A 17064-nucleotide genomic window follows, 5' to 3' on the forward strand; every position below is an offset into this window, starting at 1 on the left:
CTCTACTGGTCGGTTGTTTTTTCAAAGCTTTTTAATCATGGTAAATTGATAATCTTTCTTGATAAATATATAGATTACATGATCCTGTAGACTTTTCCCAAGTTTTTAAACTGAATCAAGCATACTGTTTCAGTTTTGATATTATTTCTCAATAAAGTGGTATTGTCAAAAGGGAATGGGGAAGAAGCAAGGGGGCAGGGAGCAGGGGAGGCAGGGGGAGAAAAATTAATAACCCAATTCCCCAATTCCCAATTCCCAGCATTACATCTGGACATGGTGGTGTTAATGAGGATTGATATTTTACTTAGGGTTTACAAAAGAAAATCAATACGTCGTGTTTTACCCTTAATACTCAGTTTGATACTGGTTTTGTTTGTCGGAAAATGGACTATAGCTGTACCAACAAAATCTACGGAGATATTATGGGATACCTATGGTGTACCGCATATCTACGGAAAAGATGACCAGAGCGCATTTTATGCCTTTGGCTGGGCACAAATGCAAAGTCATGGAAATTTGCTTTTGCGTCTCTATAGTCAAGCACGGGGACGCGCGGCAGAATATTGGGGAGAGGAATACTTAGACTCAGATCGTTGGGTACAAACTGCTGGAGTACCAGAACGCGCTCGTTCTTGGTATCAAGCTCAGAGTCCCAGTTTCCGTAGTTATCTCGATGCTTTTGCTAAGGGGATCAATGCTTATGCTTCCCAAAATCCTAACTTGATTGATGATGAAGTTGAGGTGGTGCTACCGGTCAAGGCAGAAGATGTCATGGCTCACTTACATCGGGTACTCAATTTCACCTTCGTGGTCAATCCTGAAGAAGCATTAGACCTGAGCAAAGAAAAGTTACAAGTGGGATCTAATGGTTGGGCGATCGCACCAAGTCATTCTGCAAGTGGGAATGCTATGCTGCTCGCAAACCCCCACCTACCTTGGTCAGATTTATTTTTGTGGTATGAAGCCCAAATCACCGCCCCAGGCATTGATGCTTATGGAGCGACACTTGTAGGTGTTCCCGTATTAGCGATCGCTTTTAACAACAACTTAGGTTGGACTCACACAGTTAATACCTACGATGGTTGGGATGTTTTTGAACTTTCACTCGCGGGTAACGGATACCGCTTTGATGACAAAGTTCTTAACTTCCAGACAAAAACTCTTTCTTTAAAGGTGAAGCAAAAAGATGGCTCATTGCAAGAACAACCATTAGTAGTAAAAACCTCTGTCCACGGGCCTGTATTAACAGAGAAAAATGGTAAAGCCATAGCACTGAGAGTTGCAGGTCTTGATCGGCCAGGTGTACTCCAGCAGTGGTGGGATATGGCCCGAGCCAAAAACCTTAACCAGTTTCAAACAGTACTCAAGCGCTTGCAACTGCCGATGTTTACGGTGATGTATGCAGATAGAGAAGGGCATATTATGCACCTATTCAACGGTCAAGTTCCAGTACGCTCCTTTGGTGATTTTAAATACTGGCAAGGTCTAATTTCAGGGAACACATCTAAAACTTTGTGGACAAAAATACATCCTTATCAAGATTTACCGCGCATAGTTGACCCGAAGAGTGGCTGGTTGCAAAATACCAATGACCCACCTTGGACAACTACCTTTCCAACCGCGATTAAAGCAGATGATTACCCGCCTTATATGGCTCCTCGTTTCATGGATTTCCGCTCCCAACGTTCTGTAAGGATGTTGGCTGAGGATGACAAAATCTCTTTTGATGAAATGCTTACAGACAAGCATTCTACCCGGATGGAACTAGCCGATCGGATTTTGGATGATTTAATTCCGGCTGCACGCAAGTATGGTCAGGATTTAGGGCAAAAAGCAGCTAATGTCTTAGAAGCCTGGGATCGACAAGCTAATGCAGATAGTCGGGGAGCAGTACTATTTGCTTTTTGGGCGCAACAGATGGACTGGGATAAGACCTTTAGTAAACCTTGGAGTGAAAATTCTCCACGCACTACACCCGATGGTTTAGCCGATCCTGAAAGTGCAGTTGCAACTTTGCAAGCAGTTGCAGCAGAGGTAGAAAAGACTTATGGGGCGCTTGATGTGCCGTGGGGTAAAGTTTTTCGGCTACGGTTGGGTGATGTGGATTTGCCTAGTAATGGTGGGGATGGCAACCTGGGAATTTTTCGGACACTCGATTTTGCTCCCGGAGAAAACGGTCAGTTCCAAGCTGTTGCAGGTGATTCTTATGTTGCTGCAATTGAATTTTCTAACCCTGTACGGGCAATGGCACTCACTAGCTACGGCAATGCAACTCAACCCGGATCGCCTCACATTAGCGACCAGTTACAGATGTTCGCTAACAAAAAGTTACGTCCTGTGTGGCGCGATCGCTCAGATATTCTTGCCCATTTAGAAGTGCGTAAAGTATTCTAAAGCTAATAGTCTCCTACTCGCTGCCTTTGAGAGGATCGTGCTGTGTTAGTTATACTTTTCAGTTGTTAGTTATCAGCTGCTCATATCTCTTTGTATCAATGAAAAATAATTGAATACTCTTGTGCTATGAGCATCTTGCCCATCCGTGATTTTTTTGGACGGGCAAGAAAGAGATCCAAAGTTAATTATTGGTGGGTTTTAATTTCCTGAAGTAACGCCTCATCAGAGTATTCTTTTTCCCAGTTACCTTGTAACTTCAGCCGTACAGACTGTGCGCCGCCACTAGGAGTACAGACAACCCAGTAGGTATCTGGTTCTCCTTTAACTTCAGCTGCATCTTGAGCTTCTGAGTTATTAGAAAGTCCAGAAAATGCTTGAATACAACTCCATCTAATTCCATCAGAATCTTGAACTTCTCTTTCCATGTTTATTGTTAACTAAAGTAAAGTGGGTAAAATTTCTGGCTGATTATTTTATTCTTCAATTTTCTGAAGAGCATCGAATTTATGGGCTGCTTCTTTTCCAGTTTTATCGCTTTTCACCAGATATTGTGGATTATCCTTTGAGGCAGCAACATGATGTCCATTGATATCTATAGGTGAAGTTAATTTTTTCTCTACTTTACCAGTAGTTTCACCCTGTGACGTATTCCACTTCACCTTATCGCCTTTCTTTAAATCTTCAGTCACGATTTTTTTCTTGGCTATTTTATACTTACTTATTATGTTGGGGTTGCCAGTAAAATAAACCAACCAAACGATAGAAAAACGATTACAAGAAGCTATTAAGAGTTTGAAGAAGAGGCAAGGGAGCAGGGAGAAGAATTTAATTTTCCCCTCTGCACCCTGCACCCTGCCCCTCTGCCTCTTCGTTGAAATCAGCCAGTTTTCAAACTCTGACGCACTTTTTCAACGACTTGAGTCAGCGCACCAGCTTCAAAGGGAGAAATGAGATTTGCCGATCGCACTAATTCTCGAAAGGATGCAGAACCACCGCGATCGCATAATGCAATATACTCCGCTAATGCTTGCGAATAATTTTCTTCTGCTTTGGCCCAAAACTGCAAGGCGCAACATCCCGCCAAGGTGTAATCAATATAATAAAAGGGTGTACAGTAAATGTGTTGTTTTTCTTGCCAGAGTCCACCTTTGTTGAGGTAGTTCAAATCTCCGTATTTACGCCAAGGCAGATAACGAGCTTCCATTTGTTGCCACATAAGATGTCGTTCTTGCGGGGTTGCTTCTGGGTTGGCATATACCAAATGCTGAAAATGATCCACTGCTACACCATAAGGCTGAAATAGAATTGACCAAGCTAGATGCTGCCTCCGAAATCGCTCGGCTTGATCCCCGAAAAACTTTTCCATCTGGGAATAGGTGAGAAACTCTAAGCTCATGGAGTGAATTTCGCACGATTCTAGGGTAGGCCAGAGGTAATCGAAAACTGGTAAATGCCGACTTCGCCACATTTGGAAGGCATGACCGATTTCGTGAACAAACACCTGCACGTCGTTTTTTGTGCCATTGAAATTTGCGAACACGTAGGGAGCATCGTAGGTTGGGAAGCTTGTGCAAAATCCGCCTCCTGCTTTTGAGGGACGGTTTTGCAAATCCAGTAAATGTTGCTCAACCATCATCTTAAAAAAACCACCCAGCGATGGATTCATGGCATCAAACATTTCCCTCATTGATCGGACATTCAGCGAGCGGGCGAATTCTAAAAAGTTTTTATTTGGGAAAATCGCCAACTTTCGTTTTTCTAAAAAATTGTCATTACCAATCTAATTACATTATTACCAACTTCTAATCGTCTCGGATACAAGTAAGTGGGTCAAATTAAATATAAGACCTCACCCTAACCTACGGCTTCCCTCTCCAAAGTATCGGAGAGGGATTGAGGGTGAGGTTTGATTTTATATTTAATTACGCCTACCTACTTACTGCACATCTTTCATCTTTTGAAGTTCTATTTGGTTTTGCTGATTTCTAGCCAGTTGTAGAGCGGGAACTGAACTCAGTTGAATGCTGTATCAATCATGTAGAGCGGTTCTACAGCATTCAACTAACAACTGGCATAGCCGGGACATCAGAAGCGGAAAGTTTTACCTTATCCCTCGTACAACTTCTTCACTGTCCCGTTTTGTTGATATCTCTATTTAAACTGCAACCCGAAGGTATGAGATGCCAAATTGCCGAAATCGCTAAACTTAAGCGCTTCATCATCGCTGGTTGCTAACCCGCATTTCTCACAAGCTTCAGGCGTTTGATGGAGCAGAGGGGCAGAGGGGCGAAGGGGCAGAGGAGATTGAACTTAGCAATTGAACTCTCCCCTGCACCCCTGCTCCCCTGCACAAGCGCAGGCTTTGAGAGGTGTGGTGAGAAATCTGTTTTTGCAAGTGTTTCGGGTAAATAGTCACGCCTTCACATTGATAGTATTTACTATTAAATAATACTCAGCGTGATACAGCAGCCAGTTAAATCTGGAAATTGTATTTAATTTACTAATCACGATTTATTTTCCTGATAAAGTTTACTAAAGTCAAGTTTTACCTCTTCTTTGTATTACTACTAGCACATCGTAAGAATACTTAAATTCTTTTGATTAATCGTCAATGAGGAGGAAATATAAAAATCTTGTGGTCTTCAAAGAGAACTTGTAATTAAGTACAGTTTTCTCTTTGTTATTTGGTGTTATTGCCGCAGTATTTTCTAAATCTTTTCCATGAGAACTGAGGCAGAGATAATATATGTTTTTGGACATCTTAGCTAGCCTACAAAGGTTATTTGTGGGTTATATTCCAGCCGCCGTTTTAGGTAGTTTTGTCGGATACATAATAGGCATGAATAGCATGGTATATCAGCTATTCAGGCTGATATTTCAGATACCACATAGCATTCCTCCTATAGCTTTGCTGCCGATTGCATTAATAGTGTTTCAAGAAAGTGAATCAGCTGCTACTACAGTAGTTTTTCTAGGAACTCTCTGGACGATGATTATTAATACAGCAATCGGTATGCGACATTTTCATAGGCAGAATAATAACTTTAGAGTAGCTATATTCCATATATTTCATGCTTTGAAAGTTAGTATTTGGGTAGCCTGGTTTATAGTTATTGCTATAGAAATGTTAACCGGCCCAAAAGGACTTGGGTTTACCCTTTGGGAAGCTTATAAAGCTGGAAATGTTGATTATATAATCCAGGTGATACTTTATATTGGTATTATTGGCTTTTTGCTGGATCAGTTACTCGATTTTGCAGCCTATATTCTGTCGAAAATGGTTTCAGATGGGAAAAAATCTTCCTAAATTTTATCTGGGCTTGCGGATTGTACCCTGCCAGCTAATAGTTTGCTTGGCAGAACGTATTCCCAAAGAACGAGTTGCTACGACTTCAATATCAACGTTGACACCAGGGCGTAAAGCTTCGTCAGGAATTTTGAGCTTGCCCAAAGCTAGAGTAAAACGGTTGTAGTCACGAGTCACAAGTTCGCCCTGAATATCTCCTTCATATTCAGTTTTGTAGCTAGAAGAACTGTACAAGCTATCTTTGGCGCGAAATTTGACGCGAAACTGAGTATTAATAGCATCAGATTTTGCTGCCAAATCAACTATTTTTAAGTTGAGGTTTTGTCCTGATTCGGCAAATTCTGCTACGGCTAATCGGGTAACATCTTTTTGGAGAATGGCATGGTTAACGGTAAATTTTGTTAAGTTAACCTCACTTTTGATGCTACCATCAATCCATAAATCTTCGGCAAAATTAACTTCTACTTGTTTGTTGTCAGTTAAATTTAGTGTGACAGCTTGATTACCAAAGCTGCTAATAGGTTGTCTTTCTTGCCAAACTATTTGAAAAGCCTCTTCTAAACGCTGTTCAAACTCAAGGTAATTATCTGCGATCGCAGAACCAGGCGCAAGTAGAGAAGTTGCCCCAATGCGTTGATTCCACTTGTTCTTTGACAGGTTTACTGGTTTGTTTATCAGTTCTGAAATTGCTAGTTGCACTGTTGGATTATCAGCTGCCAAAGCTTCCTTACTATTGACAATACTTAAAGTTCCTAAGCGCCCTTGGCTACCATCCCTGCCATCGCTACCATCTCGCCCATCGCTACCGTCGCTACATCGATAAGTCTTATCAGTACACTTGTAATCGGGGCTACCGGGAGTACCTTTGCAAGTTTTCACTTCCCAACTTCGCCTGCGACAATGACAACCTTCTGTACCGTTGCCACCTCTACCGCCGCGTCCACTTTTCCCGCCAGTTGAGCGAACAGAAATATTTCGTAAGTCTGCCAAATTGCTGTAATAGACTGTGAGGGAACCACCATTTCCCCCATCTCCTCCTTTACCGCCGTTACCGCCATTGCCACCATTTGGTGCATTTATATTATGGCTGACACGACCGCGTTGATAACCACAATCAGGGCGATCGCCATGTTCCCCATCTTCCCCGTCTTCACCATCTTTACCCGACAAGTCAAGATTAACGGTTGAACCATTAACAAAAATATTTTGGTTGTCACCGCTACTACCATCTCTACCCGATCGCCCATCGCTTCCTGTGCGTCCATCTCTAGCATCATTTCTGGCTACTTTATAGTATTCGTCAGAGGCAACGGCTGGACATAAAACTGAACCAGAGGCAGGCAAAAAGCTCGTAAATAAGCAGAATGTCAGCAGTAGTGGCAGCTTACTTCTAAAACTATTATGCATTTAGTTATACCTAGAATTTTAAGTGAATTATCTACTCCTGACGCTAAATTTCAACAATTTGCTCCCTTTTGTTCAGTGGTGTCGTTTTGGTTGGGAAGAGATTTAGCAAATATCTTAGTACTCTCTGCCATTAGTGATCAGGGTTAAGAGAACGAACCGCAAAGGACGCATTCACGCAGCGTCTCGTCAGAGAAGAGCGCAAAGTTAAGAGGTAAAGAAGAGAATTTAAAAACTAATGGCATAAATCTTCTGATAGAGGGACGAGAACAAGATGAGATTGTATTCTGTTAAGAATGTCATTTTGAGGAAAATGTCTGCTTGTCAGAAAGAGTGGTTTTTATAAAGAATTTCAGTTAAGAGAATTATTCATAATTACTCAACCAGGACTTACGCAAAAATCGCCAAAAAGCTTAATTTATCCTTCGCGTAGCGTGCCGGAGGCATAGCACCAAGTCGCCTTCTGTACCAGACACTACGTGAACGCGCAGCGTCTCGTTAGAGAAGAACGCCGAGAATTTGTAGAGTATGCGTCAGTCCTATCAACAAAATCAGAATGGAGTAAACAAATGAAGTTTCGGCTAAAACGCCGCAGGTTGGGTCAATTCATGCTCGTTAGCACTGTAACGGCTACGCTCAGTAATTTTGTGGAGAAAACTATGGCAGAAACTCCGGTTAAAACAACTACTCCAATTCTGAAAAGTTCGATCGCTGAAACTATGAAGGTAACGCTACAAGTTAACGGCACGGCACATAGTCTACAGATTGAACCGCGTGTTACCTTACTTGATGCACTTCGAGAATACATTGGGCTAACTGGTAGTAAAAAAGGTTGCGATCGCGGTCAATGCGGTGCTTGTACGGTGTTGGTTGATGGGCGGCGCGTTAACTCGTGTCTGACTTTTGCGATTATGCACACAGACGCTGCCATTACAACTATTGAAGGTTTGGCGCAAGGAGAGAATCTGCACCCGATGCAAGCCGCTTTTGTTGCCCGCGATGCATTTCAGTGTGGTTATTGCACGCCAGGACAAATTTGTTCGGCAGTGGGTTTAGTCGAAGAAGGACACGCTAAGTCAGATACCGACATTCAAGAATTAATGAGCGGCAATATCTGCCGTTGCGGTGCTTATCCAAATATCGTGGCTGCTGTCCGCGATGTCTTAGAAGGAAAAAAAGATGCAGCCGTTTAACTATAAGAAAGCGGGACAAGCGGAAAATGCTGTGGCGTTGGTGGCTCCAGATGCAGAAATCTCATATCTTGCTGGTGGTACTAGCTTAATCGATTTGATGAAGCTGAATGTCGAAACGCCTAGAGAGTTGGTTGACATTAACCCATTGCCACTAAGCAAGATAGAAATGCAAGGTAACAATCTGCGGATTGAAGCAATGGCACGCAATAGCGATGTTGCTTACGATCCGATAGTTCAACAGCGTTACCCTGTGCTGTCTGAAGCCTTGTTGTCTGGGGCATCAGCGCAACTACGAAACATGGCAACGGTGGGCGGAAATTTACTACAGCGTACTCGGTGTTACTACTTCCGCGATACTTCCATGCCGTGCAATAAGCGCGTTCCCGGTTCCGGTTGTGGGGCGATTGAGGGTTACAACCGGATTCACGCAATTCTTGGCGGTAGCGATCGCTGTATTGCCACTAATCCTTCTGATATGGCGGTGGCAATGGTGGCACTCGATGCAGTTGTGCAAACACGCGGGCCCAATGGAGAGCGGAGTATTCCCCTTGTAGATTTTCATCTTATACCTGGTGAGACACCGGAACGAGAAACAGTTTTAGAACACGGAGAGTTAATTGTTGCCGTTGACTTACCTGCTTCACCATTTGCAGCCCGATCGCACTATTTGAAAGTCCGCGATCGCGCCTCTTATGCCTTTGCAATGGTATCAGTGGCGGCGGCGCTAGATATTCAAAATGGCATCATTCGCTCGGCGCGTATTGCTTTGGGTGGCGTAGGGACAAAGCCTTGGCGTGCTTACGATGCTGAAAAAGCACTTTTGAATCAGCCAGCAAATGAAGCAACGTTTCAAGCAGCAGCAAATACTGCCGTTGCTGGAGCTAAACCTTATAAATACAACGGGTTTAAGGTTGAACTGACTAAACGCAGCATTGTTAAGGCGCTGACAACGGTAGGAGGGATGGCATGAATACAGGGGATACAAATACAGTTGTTGGCAAACCGCTAAACAGAGTTGATGCACAGCTAAAAGTAACTGGAGTAGCACGCTACGCGGCAGAGTTTCCCATTGCAAAAATGACTTATGGAGTCACAATTCAAAGTACGATCGCTAAAGGGAAGATTGCCCAAATCGATACAAAGGCGGCGGAGCAAGTACCGGGTGTATTAGCAGTAATTACCCACCTCAACGCGCCCAAAGCTGATGGAGAAAAGGGCGGCGGTCGCAAGCTGCAAGTACTCCAAGATAACGTTGTCCTGTATAGCGGTCAGCACATTGGTGTCGTTGTTGCCGATACCTTGGAACGCGCCGTGTATGCTGCCTCGCTGGTGAAAGTTCGCTATGACGAAGAGAAACCAATCATCAGTATGAAGGATAATCTCGTTAAGGCATACTTGCCTAAAACTAAACTCCCTAGAGGGGACGATCCCGATTCATCTTCCGGCAATGTTAAGCAGGGACTAGCGGCGGCTGCTGTTCGCGTCGAGCAGACTTATACCACCCCAGTGGAAAATCATAATCCGATGGAGCCTCATGCCACAACAGCAGTTTGGCAAGGCGATCAAGTGCTGTTGTATGACGCAACTCAGGGAATCTTTTCGACTCAACAAAAAGTTGCTGGGGTATTAGGAATTGAGCCAGAGAAAGTCCGCATTATGTCTTATTTTGTTGGCGGTGGCTTTGGTAGCAAAGGCGCAGCTTGGTCGCACGTACCACTAGCGGCGATCGCAGCCCGCCACGTTAATCGCCCAGTAAAATTAGTTCTGGGACGGACACAGATGTATGGGCCTGTTGGCTTCCGACCAGAGACAATTCAACAGGTTTCTCTAGGTGCAACCCGCGACGGGAAATTAACTGCACTCCGACACGCTGGCACTTCCCAGACTTCAACCTTCGATGAATATATCGAACCTGTTGCTAAAAGCGCTCGGATGATTTACGCTTGCCCGAATATCGAAACTAGCCATCGTCTGGTTCAGATCGATCAAGGAACACCAACTTTTATGCGCGCACCAGGTGAAGCTCCCGGATCGTTTGCTCTAGAATCAGCAATGGACGAACTGGCTTATGCACTCGATATCGATCCGGTAGAACTGCGGCTGCGTAACCATGCTGATAGCGATCCTACCAAAGGATTGCCTTGGTCGAGTAAGTCACTAATTCAATGCTACAAGCTAGGAGCAGAAAAGTTTGGCTGGCAAAAGCGCAATCCTAAACCTCGTTCGATGCGAGACGGCAATTATTTGATTGGTTGGGGTATGGCAACAGCAACTTATCCTACCAATCGTTCTCCGGCATCGGCGATCGCTCAGATTATGGCAGATGGTACAGCAGTTGTGCAAAGTGGTTCTCAAGATATTGGTACGGGAACTTATACTGTGATGACTCAAGTTGCAGCTGACGCACTTGGTTTACCAGTTGAGAAAGTTCGCTTTGAATTAGGTGATACGAAGATGCCACAAACTCCCGTTTCCGGTGGTTCGCAAACCGCAGCTAGTGTGAGTTCGGCTGTACATTTAGCGGGGAATCAAGTTCGCAGTAAACTTTTGCAATTAGCAATTGCCGATGAGAAATCACCGCTTTATGGTTCAAATGCTGAGGATGCGATCGCTCAAAATGGCAGCTTTTTCTTAAAGAATAAAGCATCTGCAACCGAAACATATCAAGCAATCTTGGCACGGCATGGAATGGAAACGATCGAAGCGCGTGGAGATGCCAAGCTTACAGACGCAGAAGATAAGTTTTCAATGCACGCATTTGGATCGCAATTTGCCGAAGTTCGCGTTGAACCCGATTTGGGTGAAGTGCGAGTCACGCGCTGGGTAGGAACTTTTGGTGTGGGACGCATCCTCAACGCTAAAACAGCCAATAGTCAACTCATCGGTGGGATTGTCTACGGTATGGGTATGGCGCTGATGGAACACACAATAATAGACCAGAATTTCGGACGGGTTATCAACAATGATTTAGCTGAATATCACGTACCAGTGAATGCAGACGTTCCGAATATTGAGGTGTTCTTTGTTGATGAACACGATCCACATATCAACCTGCTTGGTGTCAAAGGGATTGGTGAAATTGGCATTACCGGCACTGCGGCAGCGATCGCAAACGCTGTCTATCATGCCACAGGTAAGCGCATCCGCGATTTACCAATTACACTAGACAAACTACTGTAGATAATTCATACCCAGCGATGACACCCTGTAGAGACGCGATGAATCGCGTCTTAATTTATCATCGCGTCTTAAAATACTCAAGATTGATGACCACTCAAGTAAAATTTGGTACTCTTAGTTCGGAATCACTGTAATTACGTCCGTGACTGAGATGAGTAGTCCAACAGCCCGATCCTACGCTTTCTTATCTATTGCAGCAGCAATCATTACTATTGCCTTAAAGTTTGGCGCTTACCTGCTAACCGGGTCAGTAGGTTTGCTTTCAGATGCTATTGAGTCAATTGTAAATCTCGTGGCAGCCTTGGTTGCTCTATGGGCATTGACCTATGCTGATAAACCAGCCGATGCCGAACACGCCTTTGGGCATTCTAAAGCCGAATACTTCTCCAGTGGTGCAGAAGGTGCGTTGATTGTAATAGCCGCTATCAGCATTGCTGTTGAGGCTTGGGGACGCTTGCTGCATCCAGAACCATTAACACAACTGGGATTAGGGTTGGCACTCTCCTTATTTGCAACCGCAATCAATGGCGTTGTTGCTTTTATTTTGCTACGAGCAGGGCGAAGGTTACGTTCCGTTACACTGAGGGCTGATGCTCACCACCTGTTTACCGATGTGATAACTTCAGGTGGTGTAGTAGTTGGAATCTTACTCGTCAAGCTAACAGGCGCTCTCGTGTTCGATCCAATTATTGCACTGATAGTAGCAGCAAATATTACTTGGACAGGATTTCGTATACTGCGGGAAACCAGTAGCGCCTTACTGGATGCAGCTTTACCTAAAAAAGAAATTGACGCAATCAAGAGCATCCTTAACGAGTACAAAGGTCAAGACATCCAGTTTCATGCCTTGCGAACCCGCGCTGCTGGAACCCGTCGCTTTGTTTCCTTTCATGTTCTTGTACCTGGATCTTGGACAGTGCAACAAGGGCATGATTTGTGCGAGGCAATTGAGCTTGCTATTGTTCGGGTACTGCCTTCAACCCACGTTACAACTCATTTAGAACCTGTAGAAGATCCAGTATCTTGGGACGATTTGGAGTTGGAGCGTCTGAGCAATTAGCAAATACAAGATATGAGCGCAATAACTCTCTAAAACTCTTATTACTTTGTGTCCTTCTCTGACGAGACGCTGCGCGAATGCGTCCTTTGCGGTTCGTTTTATTATGATTTTGCGTAAGTCCTAAAAATATTTAATGCATCGACTTACATTATGAATGCATCGGCTTGCATTATGAATGCATCGACTTGCATTATGAATGCATCGGCTTGCATTGTGAATGCATCGACTTGCATTGTGAATGTATCGACTTGCATTGTGAATGCATCAGCTTGCATTGTGAATGCATCGACTTGCATTATGAATGCATCAGCTTGCATTGTGAATGCACCTTGCGGAGTATGTTTCAAAACACACCTTAGTTAGAGACTTTGTGCCAGATTACCGTGCTACTATTCGGGCCATTCCTGTTGTTGCTTGAAGGAGACAATTATGGAAATCAGTAGACGCAGCTTGTTGAAAACTGCTTCTGCTTCGGGATTAGTGGCAGCAGGACTTGCAGTTTCGGAAGGATTTTTGCAGCCGCTTCTCGCCCAAACAGAACCTGTTGATGAAAAGACCCAACTGCTAACTCAAAATTCGACTACTCCAACTCGACGCGGCGAAATGTTGTATCGCAACCTCGGACGCACCGGAGAACAAGTATCTGTAATTGGCTTAGGTGGGTTTCACATTGGACAAATTAAAGAGGAGCAAGAAAGTATCAAGCTGATCCGCAGTGCGATCGATCGCGGCATCAACTTTATGGATAACTCTTGGGACTATCACAATGGACGTAGCCATCGGTGGATGGGAAACGCTCTTAAAAATGGTTATCGCCAAAAGGTCTTCCTAATGACGAAAATCGATGGCCGCAGTAAAAGTGCTGCCAAGATGCAGATTGATGAATCACTCAAAGATTTACAAGTCGATCATATTGATTTAATACAGCATCATGAAATACTTCGCTTTGAAGACCCCGATCGCGTCTTTGCTCCTGGTGGCTCAATGGAGGCAGTCGTTGAGGCGCAAAAGGCGGGCAAAATTCGCTATATCGGCTTCACAGGACACAAGAATCCCCAGATTCATCTTCAGATGCTAGAAACTGCTACACAAAATGGTTTCCGTTTCGACACTGTGCAGATGCCTTTAAATGTGATGGATGCCCATTTTAGAAGTTTTGAACGCCAGGTTTTACCTGTGTTAGTAAAAAACAACATTGGCGTATTAGCAATGAAAACCATCGGCGAGTCTTACATTCTTAGAAGTAATACGGTTAGTGCGATTGATTGTTTGCACTACGCAATGAATTTGCCAACGTCAGTTGTAATTACAGGCATCGATAGCATGGGAATTTTAGACCAAGCATTTGAAGCAGTTCGCACATTTAAGCCAATGGATCAAGCACGAGTTACAGCACTGTTAGCACGTACCCGTGAGGCAGCTACTAAAGGGCAGTATGAACGATATAAGACCACAAACCAAAATGACAGTACAGCGATGAATCCAGCTTGGTTGGGATAAATATTAATCATATACTCAACTATTTTTTATGCAAACAGTGATGTTGACGACGGTGCAAGAGATAAAAAACGAACCGCCAAGAGCGCCAAGTACGCCTTCGCGTAGCGTCTCGAAGAGAAGAAAGAAGAAATTAAGAGATTTGGTGCAGCTTTACAAAAAAACGGTATAAGCGATTTTGCAAGTGTAAGTTACCATCTATTGGATGCGTAAGGTACAGCTTTTCAAAATCAATTTTTGTGTCAATTGAATTGATGCATTTTTACAAAAAGCCAGGAAATTTATTGCTGTTGATTCTATCGATTGGAAGATGTATTTATCGTCAAAAATTTCATGATGTGAAAGGAGGGTAAAACTAAGTTAACTTCAACACACTTGTGTGCGTTAAAAGTATTGCAATTTCTTTAAAGTAAAACATCATTATGAAACGCATTGCGTATTTAGGACTCGGCATCATGGGCAGTGGTATGGCAACCAATTTGCTCAAAGCTGGTTACGATTTGAGCGTTTGGAATCGCAATCCAGAGTCTTGTAAACCTCTGGTTGAACAAGGTGCAACACAAGCACAAACACCAGCACAAGCCGTAGAGAATGCCGAGGCGATTATGTATTCGCTCTCAAACGACAATGCAGTTGAAGAGGTTGTCTTTGGGCAAGATGGCATTTTATCAAAGGTGCGATCGGGACAAATTGCGATCGACATGAGTACAGTTCATCCTGACACCTCCCGTAAAGAAGCCGCAGCTTATGCCGAAAAGCAAGTGGAATTTCTTGATGCTCCCGTTTTCGGTAGTAAAAACGAATCTGCCTCTGGGGGGTTGTGGATTGTCGTTGGTGGAAAACGGGAAGTATTTGAGCAAGTCAAACCGATTTTAGAGCCGTTGAGCGAAACAATCCATTATCTGGGCGACACTGGCAAAGGCGCGTCAATGAAACTCATCGGTAACTCCATTGTGGCAACTCAAATCGAAGCGTTAGGAGAAGCGCTGATTCTAGCAACTAAAGCCGGACTTCATCCACAAGATGTTCTTGATGTGCTGCATGTAGTAGATTTTCGCTCTCCGATATTTGACGGCATGGGCAAGATGCTAGTAAATCGGGACTTTACACCAAGTTTTGCGTTAAAGCATTTGCTCAAAGATGCGAATTTAATCGCTCGATTTGCTCAAGATTTAAATTCTCCAACGCCTGCTGCGGCAATTGTCAGAGAAACCATTAAAACAGCAGTTAATCAAGGATGGGGAGAAGAAAATGCATCGGCATTAATCAAAGCTTTGGAGTTAGAAGCAGGAGTAACTGTTGAATCATAACTACAAATTATTAAATAAAAGCTGGAGGCGATCGTGACTCAATTAACAAATTTACGAGTTGCAGTATTAGCAACTGATGGGTTTGAAGAGGCAGAACTCACAGAACCTGTAAAAGCACTCAAAGAAGCTGGCGCACAAGTTGAAATTCTCTCAACAAAATCAGGAGAAATTCAAGCGTTTCGGCATAATGACAAAGGCATAACTGTAAGTGCCGATCGAGAACTCGATCAAGCACAAGCAAGTGAATATGATGCAGTCTTGTTGCCTGGTGGCGCACTCAATGCCGATACGCTGAGAATGGGGCCAAAAGTGCAATCCTTTTTACAGGAAATGCAGCAAGCAGGCAAGCCATTCGCCGTTATTTGTCATGCAGCTTGGGAATTAATATCTGCCAACTTGGTGCAAGGACGCACATTAACAAGTTATTACACGATTCAAGATGACATTCGGAACGCAGGCGGTAACTGGGTGGATAAAGAAGTTGTAGTCGATGGAAACTGGGTAACAAGCCGTCAACCAGATGATATCCCTGCATTCAATCAGGAAATGTTGAATCTGTTTGCCCAATTTGCACCCGCAGCATCAGGTTCACATTAATTCGGTGTGGTTATCAAAATCGTAGCGATCGCATAGTTGGCCCAGATTTCTCACCACACCTCGAATGGAGGAGTAATGAGTAAGGAGTGCATAGTAAGAATGTACAAGTTCTTGCACTGGTATTGCGCCTGTTGCTCTTTTACTTATTACTCATTACCCATTACTTATTACTCATCATCAATCGCTTTGGAGCTTGTGAGAAATGCGGGTTGGGTGCGATCGCTATGATTCTGATTACAAAATACAGCTTTATCCAAGGAAAACGTTGATTATGCCTACCTTAAAAATATTTTCTACTGGTTTAGCAGCGATCGCTTTATCTGTAGCAACTGGTTGCACACCAACCACTCAACAATCTCAAAATACATCAGAAACTCCACTTGCTCAGTCTGTGCAAGCAACCGAGAGTCCATCACCAAATGCCTCACCAACTACATCAAGGCGAAATAACCTCAGTTCTTTAGACAGACAGTTTATCACTCAAGCTGCTCAAGATGGTTTAGCAGAAGTTCAACTAGGACAATTGGCATCACGACGGGGAACTAGCGCTACAGTCAAACAATTTGGACAGCAGATGGTTCAAGATCATACCCAGGCGAACAATCAACTCAAACAGTTGGCGGCTCGAAAAGGTGTTACCCTACCAACTACTATTGGCAGGAAAAATCAACAAGTGAGTCAACGCTTATCCAGGCTTTCTGGTACTAACTTCGATCGCCAATATCTAAATGAGATGCTTCAAGCTCATCAACAGGATGTCGCTGCATTTCAAAGAGAAGCTCAACAGGGGCAAGATCCAGATGTGAAAGCATTTGCGGCTCAAACACTGCCAACTCTCCAACAACATTTGCAAGAGGTTAGTTCCATTGTTAATCCTGGAACTTCAACTAGCAGTCCAACTTCAACTAGCAGCCCAACTCCAACTAGCACTCCCTAATCTGATATCCGGCAAATCACACGTAAATTAATTGCGAGTGAAAGGGCGTTCTTTCAGAGTAGGGAAGTAATCTCTACTCTGCAAAAACGTTAAGAGCTAACAATTGCAATGACAGTTATTCAAACGGACAAGTAATAGGACAAAAATATTTACAGTTATTGTAAGCGTTGGCGAAGAAAAGGAAT

General features: G+C 43.7%; 14 protein-coding genes. 10 read left to right on the plus strand and 4 right to left on the minus strand.

What is annotated here, in order from left to right:
- Positions 1-285: 285 nt before the first annotated feature.
- Entirely contained in the window at positions 286-2394 is a 2109-nt protein-coding gene (locus RMZ41_RS06230; protein ID WP_322643316.1) for an acylase, read from the plus strand.
- 185 nt (positions 2395-2579) lie between these two features.
- Here RMZ41_RS06230 and RMZ41_RS06235 read toward each other — a convergent pair whose 3' ends face one another.
- From RMZ41_RS06235 to RMZ41_RS06245, 3 genes are all read right to left on the minus strand, one after another.
- Complete coding sequence (locus RMZ41_RS06235; protein ID WP_322643304.1) at positions 2580-2819, minus strand: hypothetical protein; 240 nt, start codon at positions 2817-2819, stop codon at positions 2580-2582.
- Positions 2820-2867: 48 nt separating this feature from the next.
- On the minus strand, positions 2868-3083 hold the full coding sequence (locus RMZ41_RS06240) for a DUF2945 domain-containing protein (RefSeq protein WP_322643317.1): 216 nt from the start codon (positions 3081-3083) through the stop codon (positions 2868-2870).
- A gap of 188 nt (positions 3084-3271) precedes the next feature.
- Positions 3272-4060, minus strand: a complete 789-nt coding sequence (locus RMZ41_RS06245) for a M3 family metallopeptidase (RefSeq protein WP_322643305.1) — start codon at positions 4058-4060, stop codon at positions 3272-3274.
- Between the two features lie 1080 nt (positions 4061-5140).
- On the opposite strand from RMZ41_RS06245, the gene RMZ41_RS06250 reads away from it, so the two are divergent.
- On the plus strand, positions 5141-5701 hold the full coding sequence (locus RMZ41_RS06250) for a nitrate transporter (protein ID WP_322643306.1): 561 nt from the start codon (positions 5141-5143) through the stop codon (positions 5699-5701).
- Positions 5702-5704: 3 nt separating this feature from the next.
- Here the strand turns inward: RMZ41_RS06250 and RMZ41_RS06255 are convergent, their stop codons facing one another.
- Entirely contained in the window at positions 5705-7108 is a 1404-nt protein-coding gene (locus tag RMZ41_RS06255; protein WP_322734368.1) for a collagen-like protein, read from the minus strand.
- A gap of 476 nt (positions 7109-7584) precedes the next feature.
- On the opposite strand from RMZ41_RS06255, the gene RMZ41_RS06260 reads away from it, so the two are divergent.
- The 8 genes from RMZ41_RS06260 (at position 7585) to RMZ41_RS06295 (ending at position 16879) form a co-directional block, all read left to right on the plus strand.
- Positions 7585-8298 (plus strand): (2Fe-2S)-binding protein, encoded by a 714-nt coding sequence (locus tag RMZ41_RS06260; RefSeq protein ID WP_322640325.1) that lies wholly within the window; start codon positions 7585-7587, stop codon positions 8296-8298.
- Positions 8285-9268 carry a xanthine dehydrogenase family protein subunit M gene (locus RMZ41_RS06265; RefSeq protein WP_322640324.1) on the plus strand — a complete coding sequence of 328 codons (984 nt, stop codon included), beginning with the start codon at positions 8285-8287 and terminating at the stop codon, positions 9266-9268. Before RMZ41_RS06260 ends, RMZ41_RS06265 begins: the two co-directional genes overlap by 14 nt.
- Positions 9265-11478 carry a xanthine dehydrogenase family protein molybdopterin-binding subunit gene (locus RMZ41_RS06270; protein WP_322640323.1) on the plus strand — a complete coding sequence of 738 codons (2214 nt, stop codon included), beginning with the start codon at positions 9265-9267 and terminating at the stop codon, positions 11476-11478. The genes RMZ41_RS06265 and RMZ41_RS06270 overlap by 4 nt, the downstream gene beginning before the upstream one ends.
- Before the next feature lie 151 nt (positions 11479-11629).
- On the plus strand, positions 11630-12538 hold the full coding sequence (locus tag RMZ41_RS06275; RefSeq protein ID WP_322640322.1) for a cation diffusion facilitator family transporter: 909 nt from the start codon (positions 11630-11632) through the stop codon (positions 12536-12538).
- A 429-nt stretch (positions 12539-12967) separates the two neighbouring features.
- Complete coding sequence (locus RMZ41_RS06280) at positions 12968-14038, plus strand: aldo/keto reductase (RefSeq protein WP_322640321.1); 1071 nt, start codon at positions 12968-12970, stop codon at positions 14036-14038.
- A 419-nt stretch (positions 14039-14457) separates the two neighbouring features.
- Positions 14458-15345, plus strand: coding sequence for an NAD(P)-dependent oxidoreductase (locus tag RMZ41_RS06285; RefSeq protein ID WP_322640320.1), 888 nt, complete (start codon positions 14458-14460; stop codon positions 15343-15345).
- Positions 15346-15378: 33 nt separating this feature from the next.
- Positions 15379-15942 carry a type 1 glutamine amidotransferase domain-containing protein gene (locus tag RMZ41_RS06290; RefSeq protein WP_322640319.1) on the plus strand — a complete coding sequence of 188 codons (564 nt, stop codon included), beginning with the start codon at positions 15379-15381 and terminating at the stop codon, positions 15940-15942.
- Between the two features lie 271 nt (positions 15943-16213).
- The gene (locus RMZ41_RS06295; RefSeq protein ID WP_322734370.1) at positions 16214-16879 is read left to right on the plus strand and encodes a DUF4142 domain-containing protein; all 666 of its coding nucleotides are present in this window, start codon (positions 16214-16216) and stop codon (positions 16877-16879) included.
- The last annotated feature ends 185 nt before the right edge of the window (positions 16880-17064 follow it).

It is taken from the genome of Nostoc sp. DedVER02 (assembly GCF_034530675.2).
GTDB lineage: Bacteria > Cyanobacteriota > Cyanobacteriia > Cyanobacteriales > Nostocaceae > Nostoc.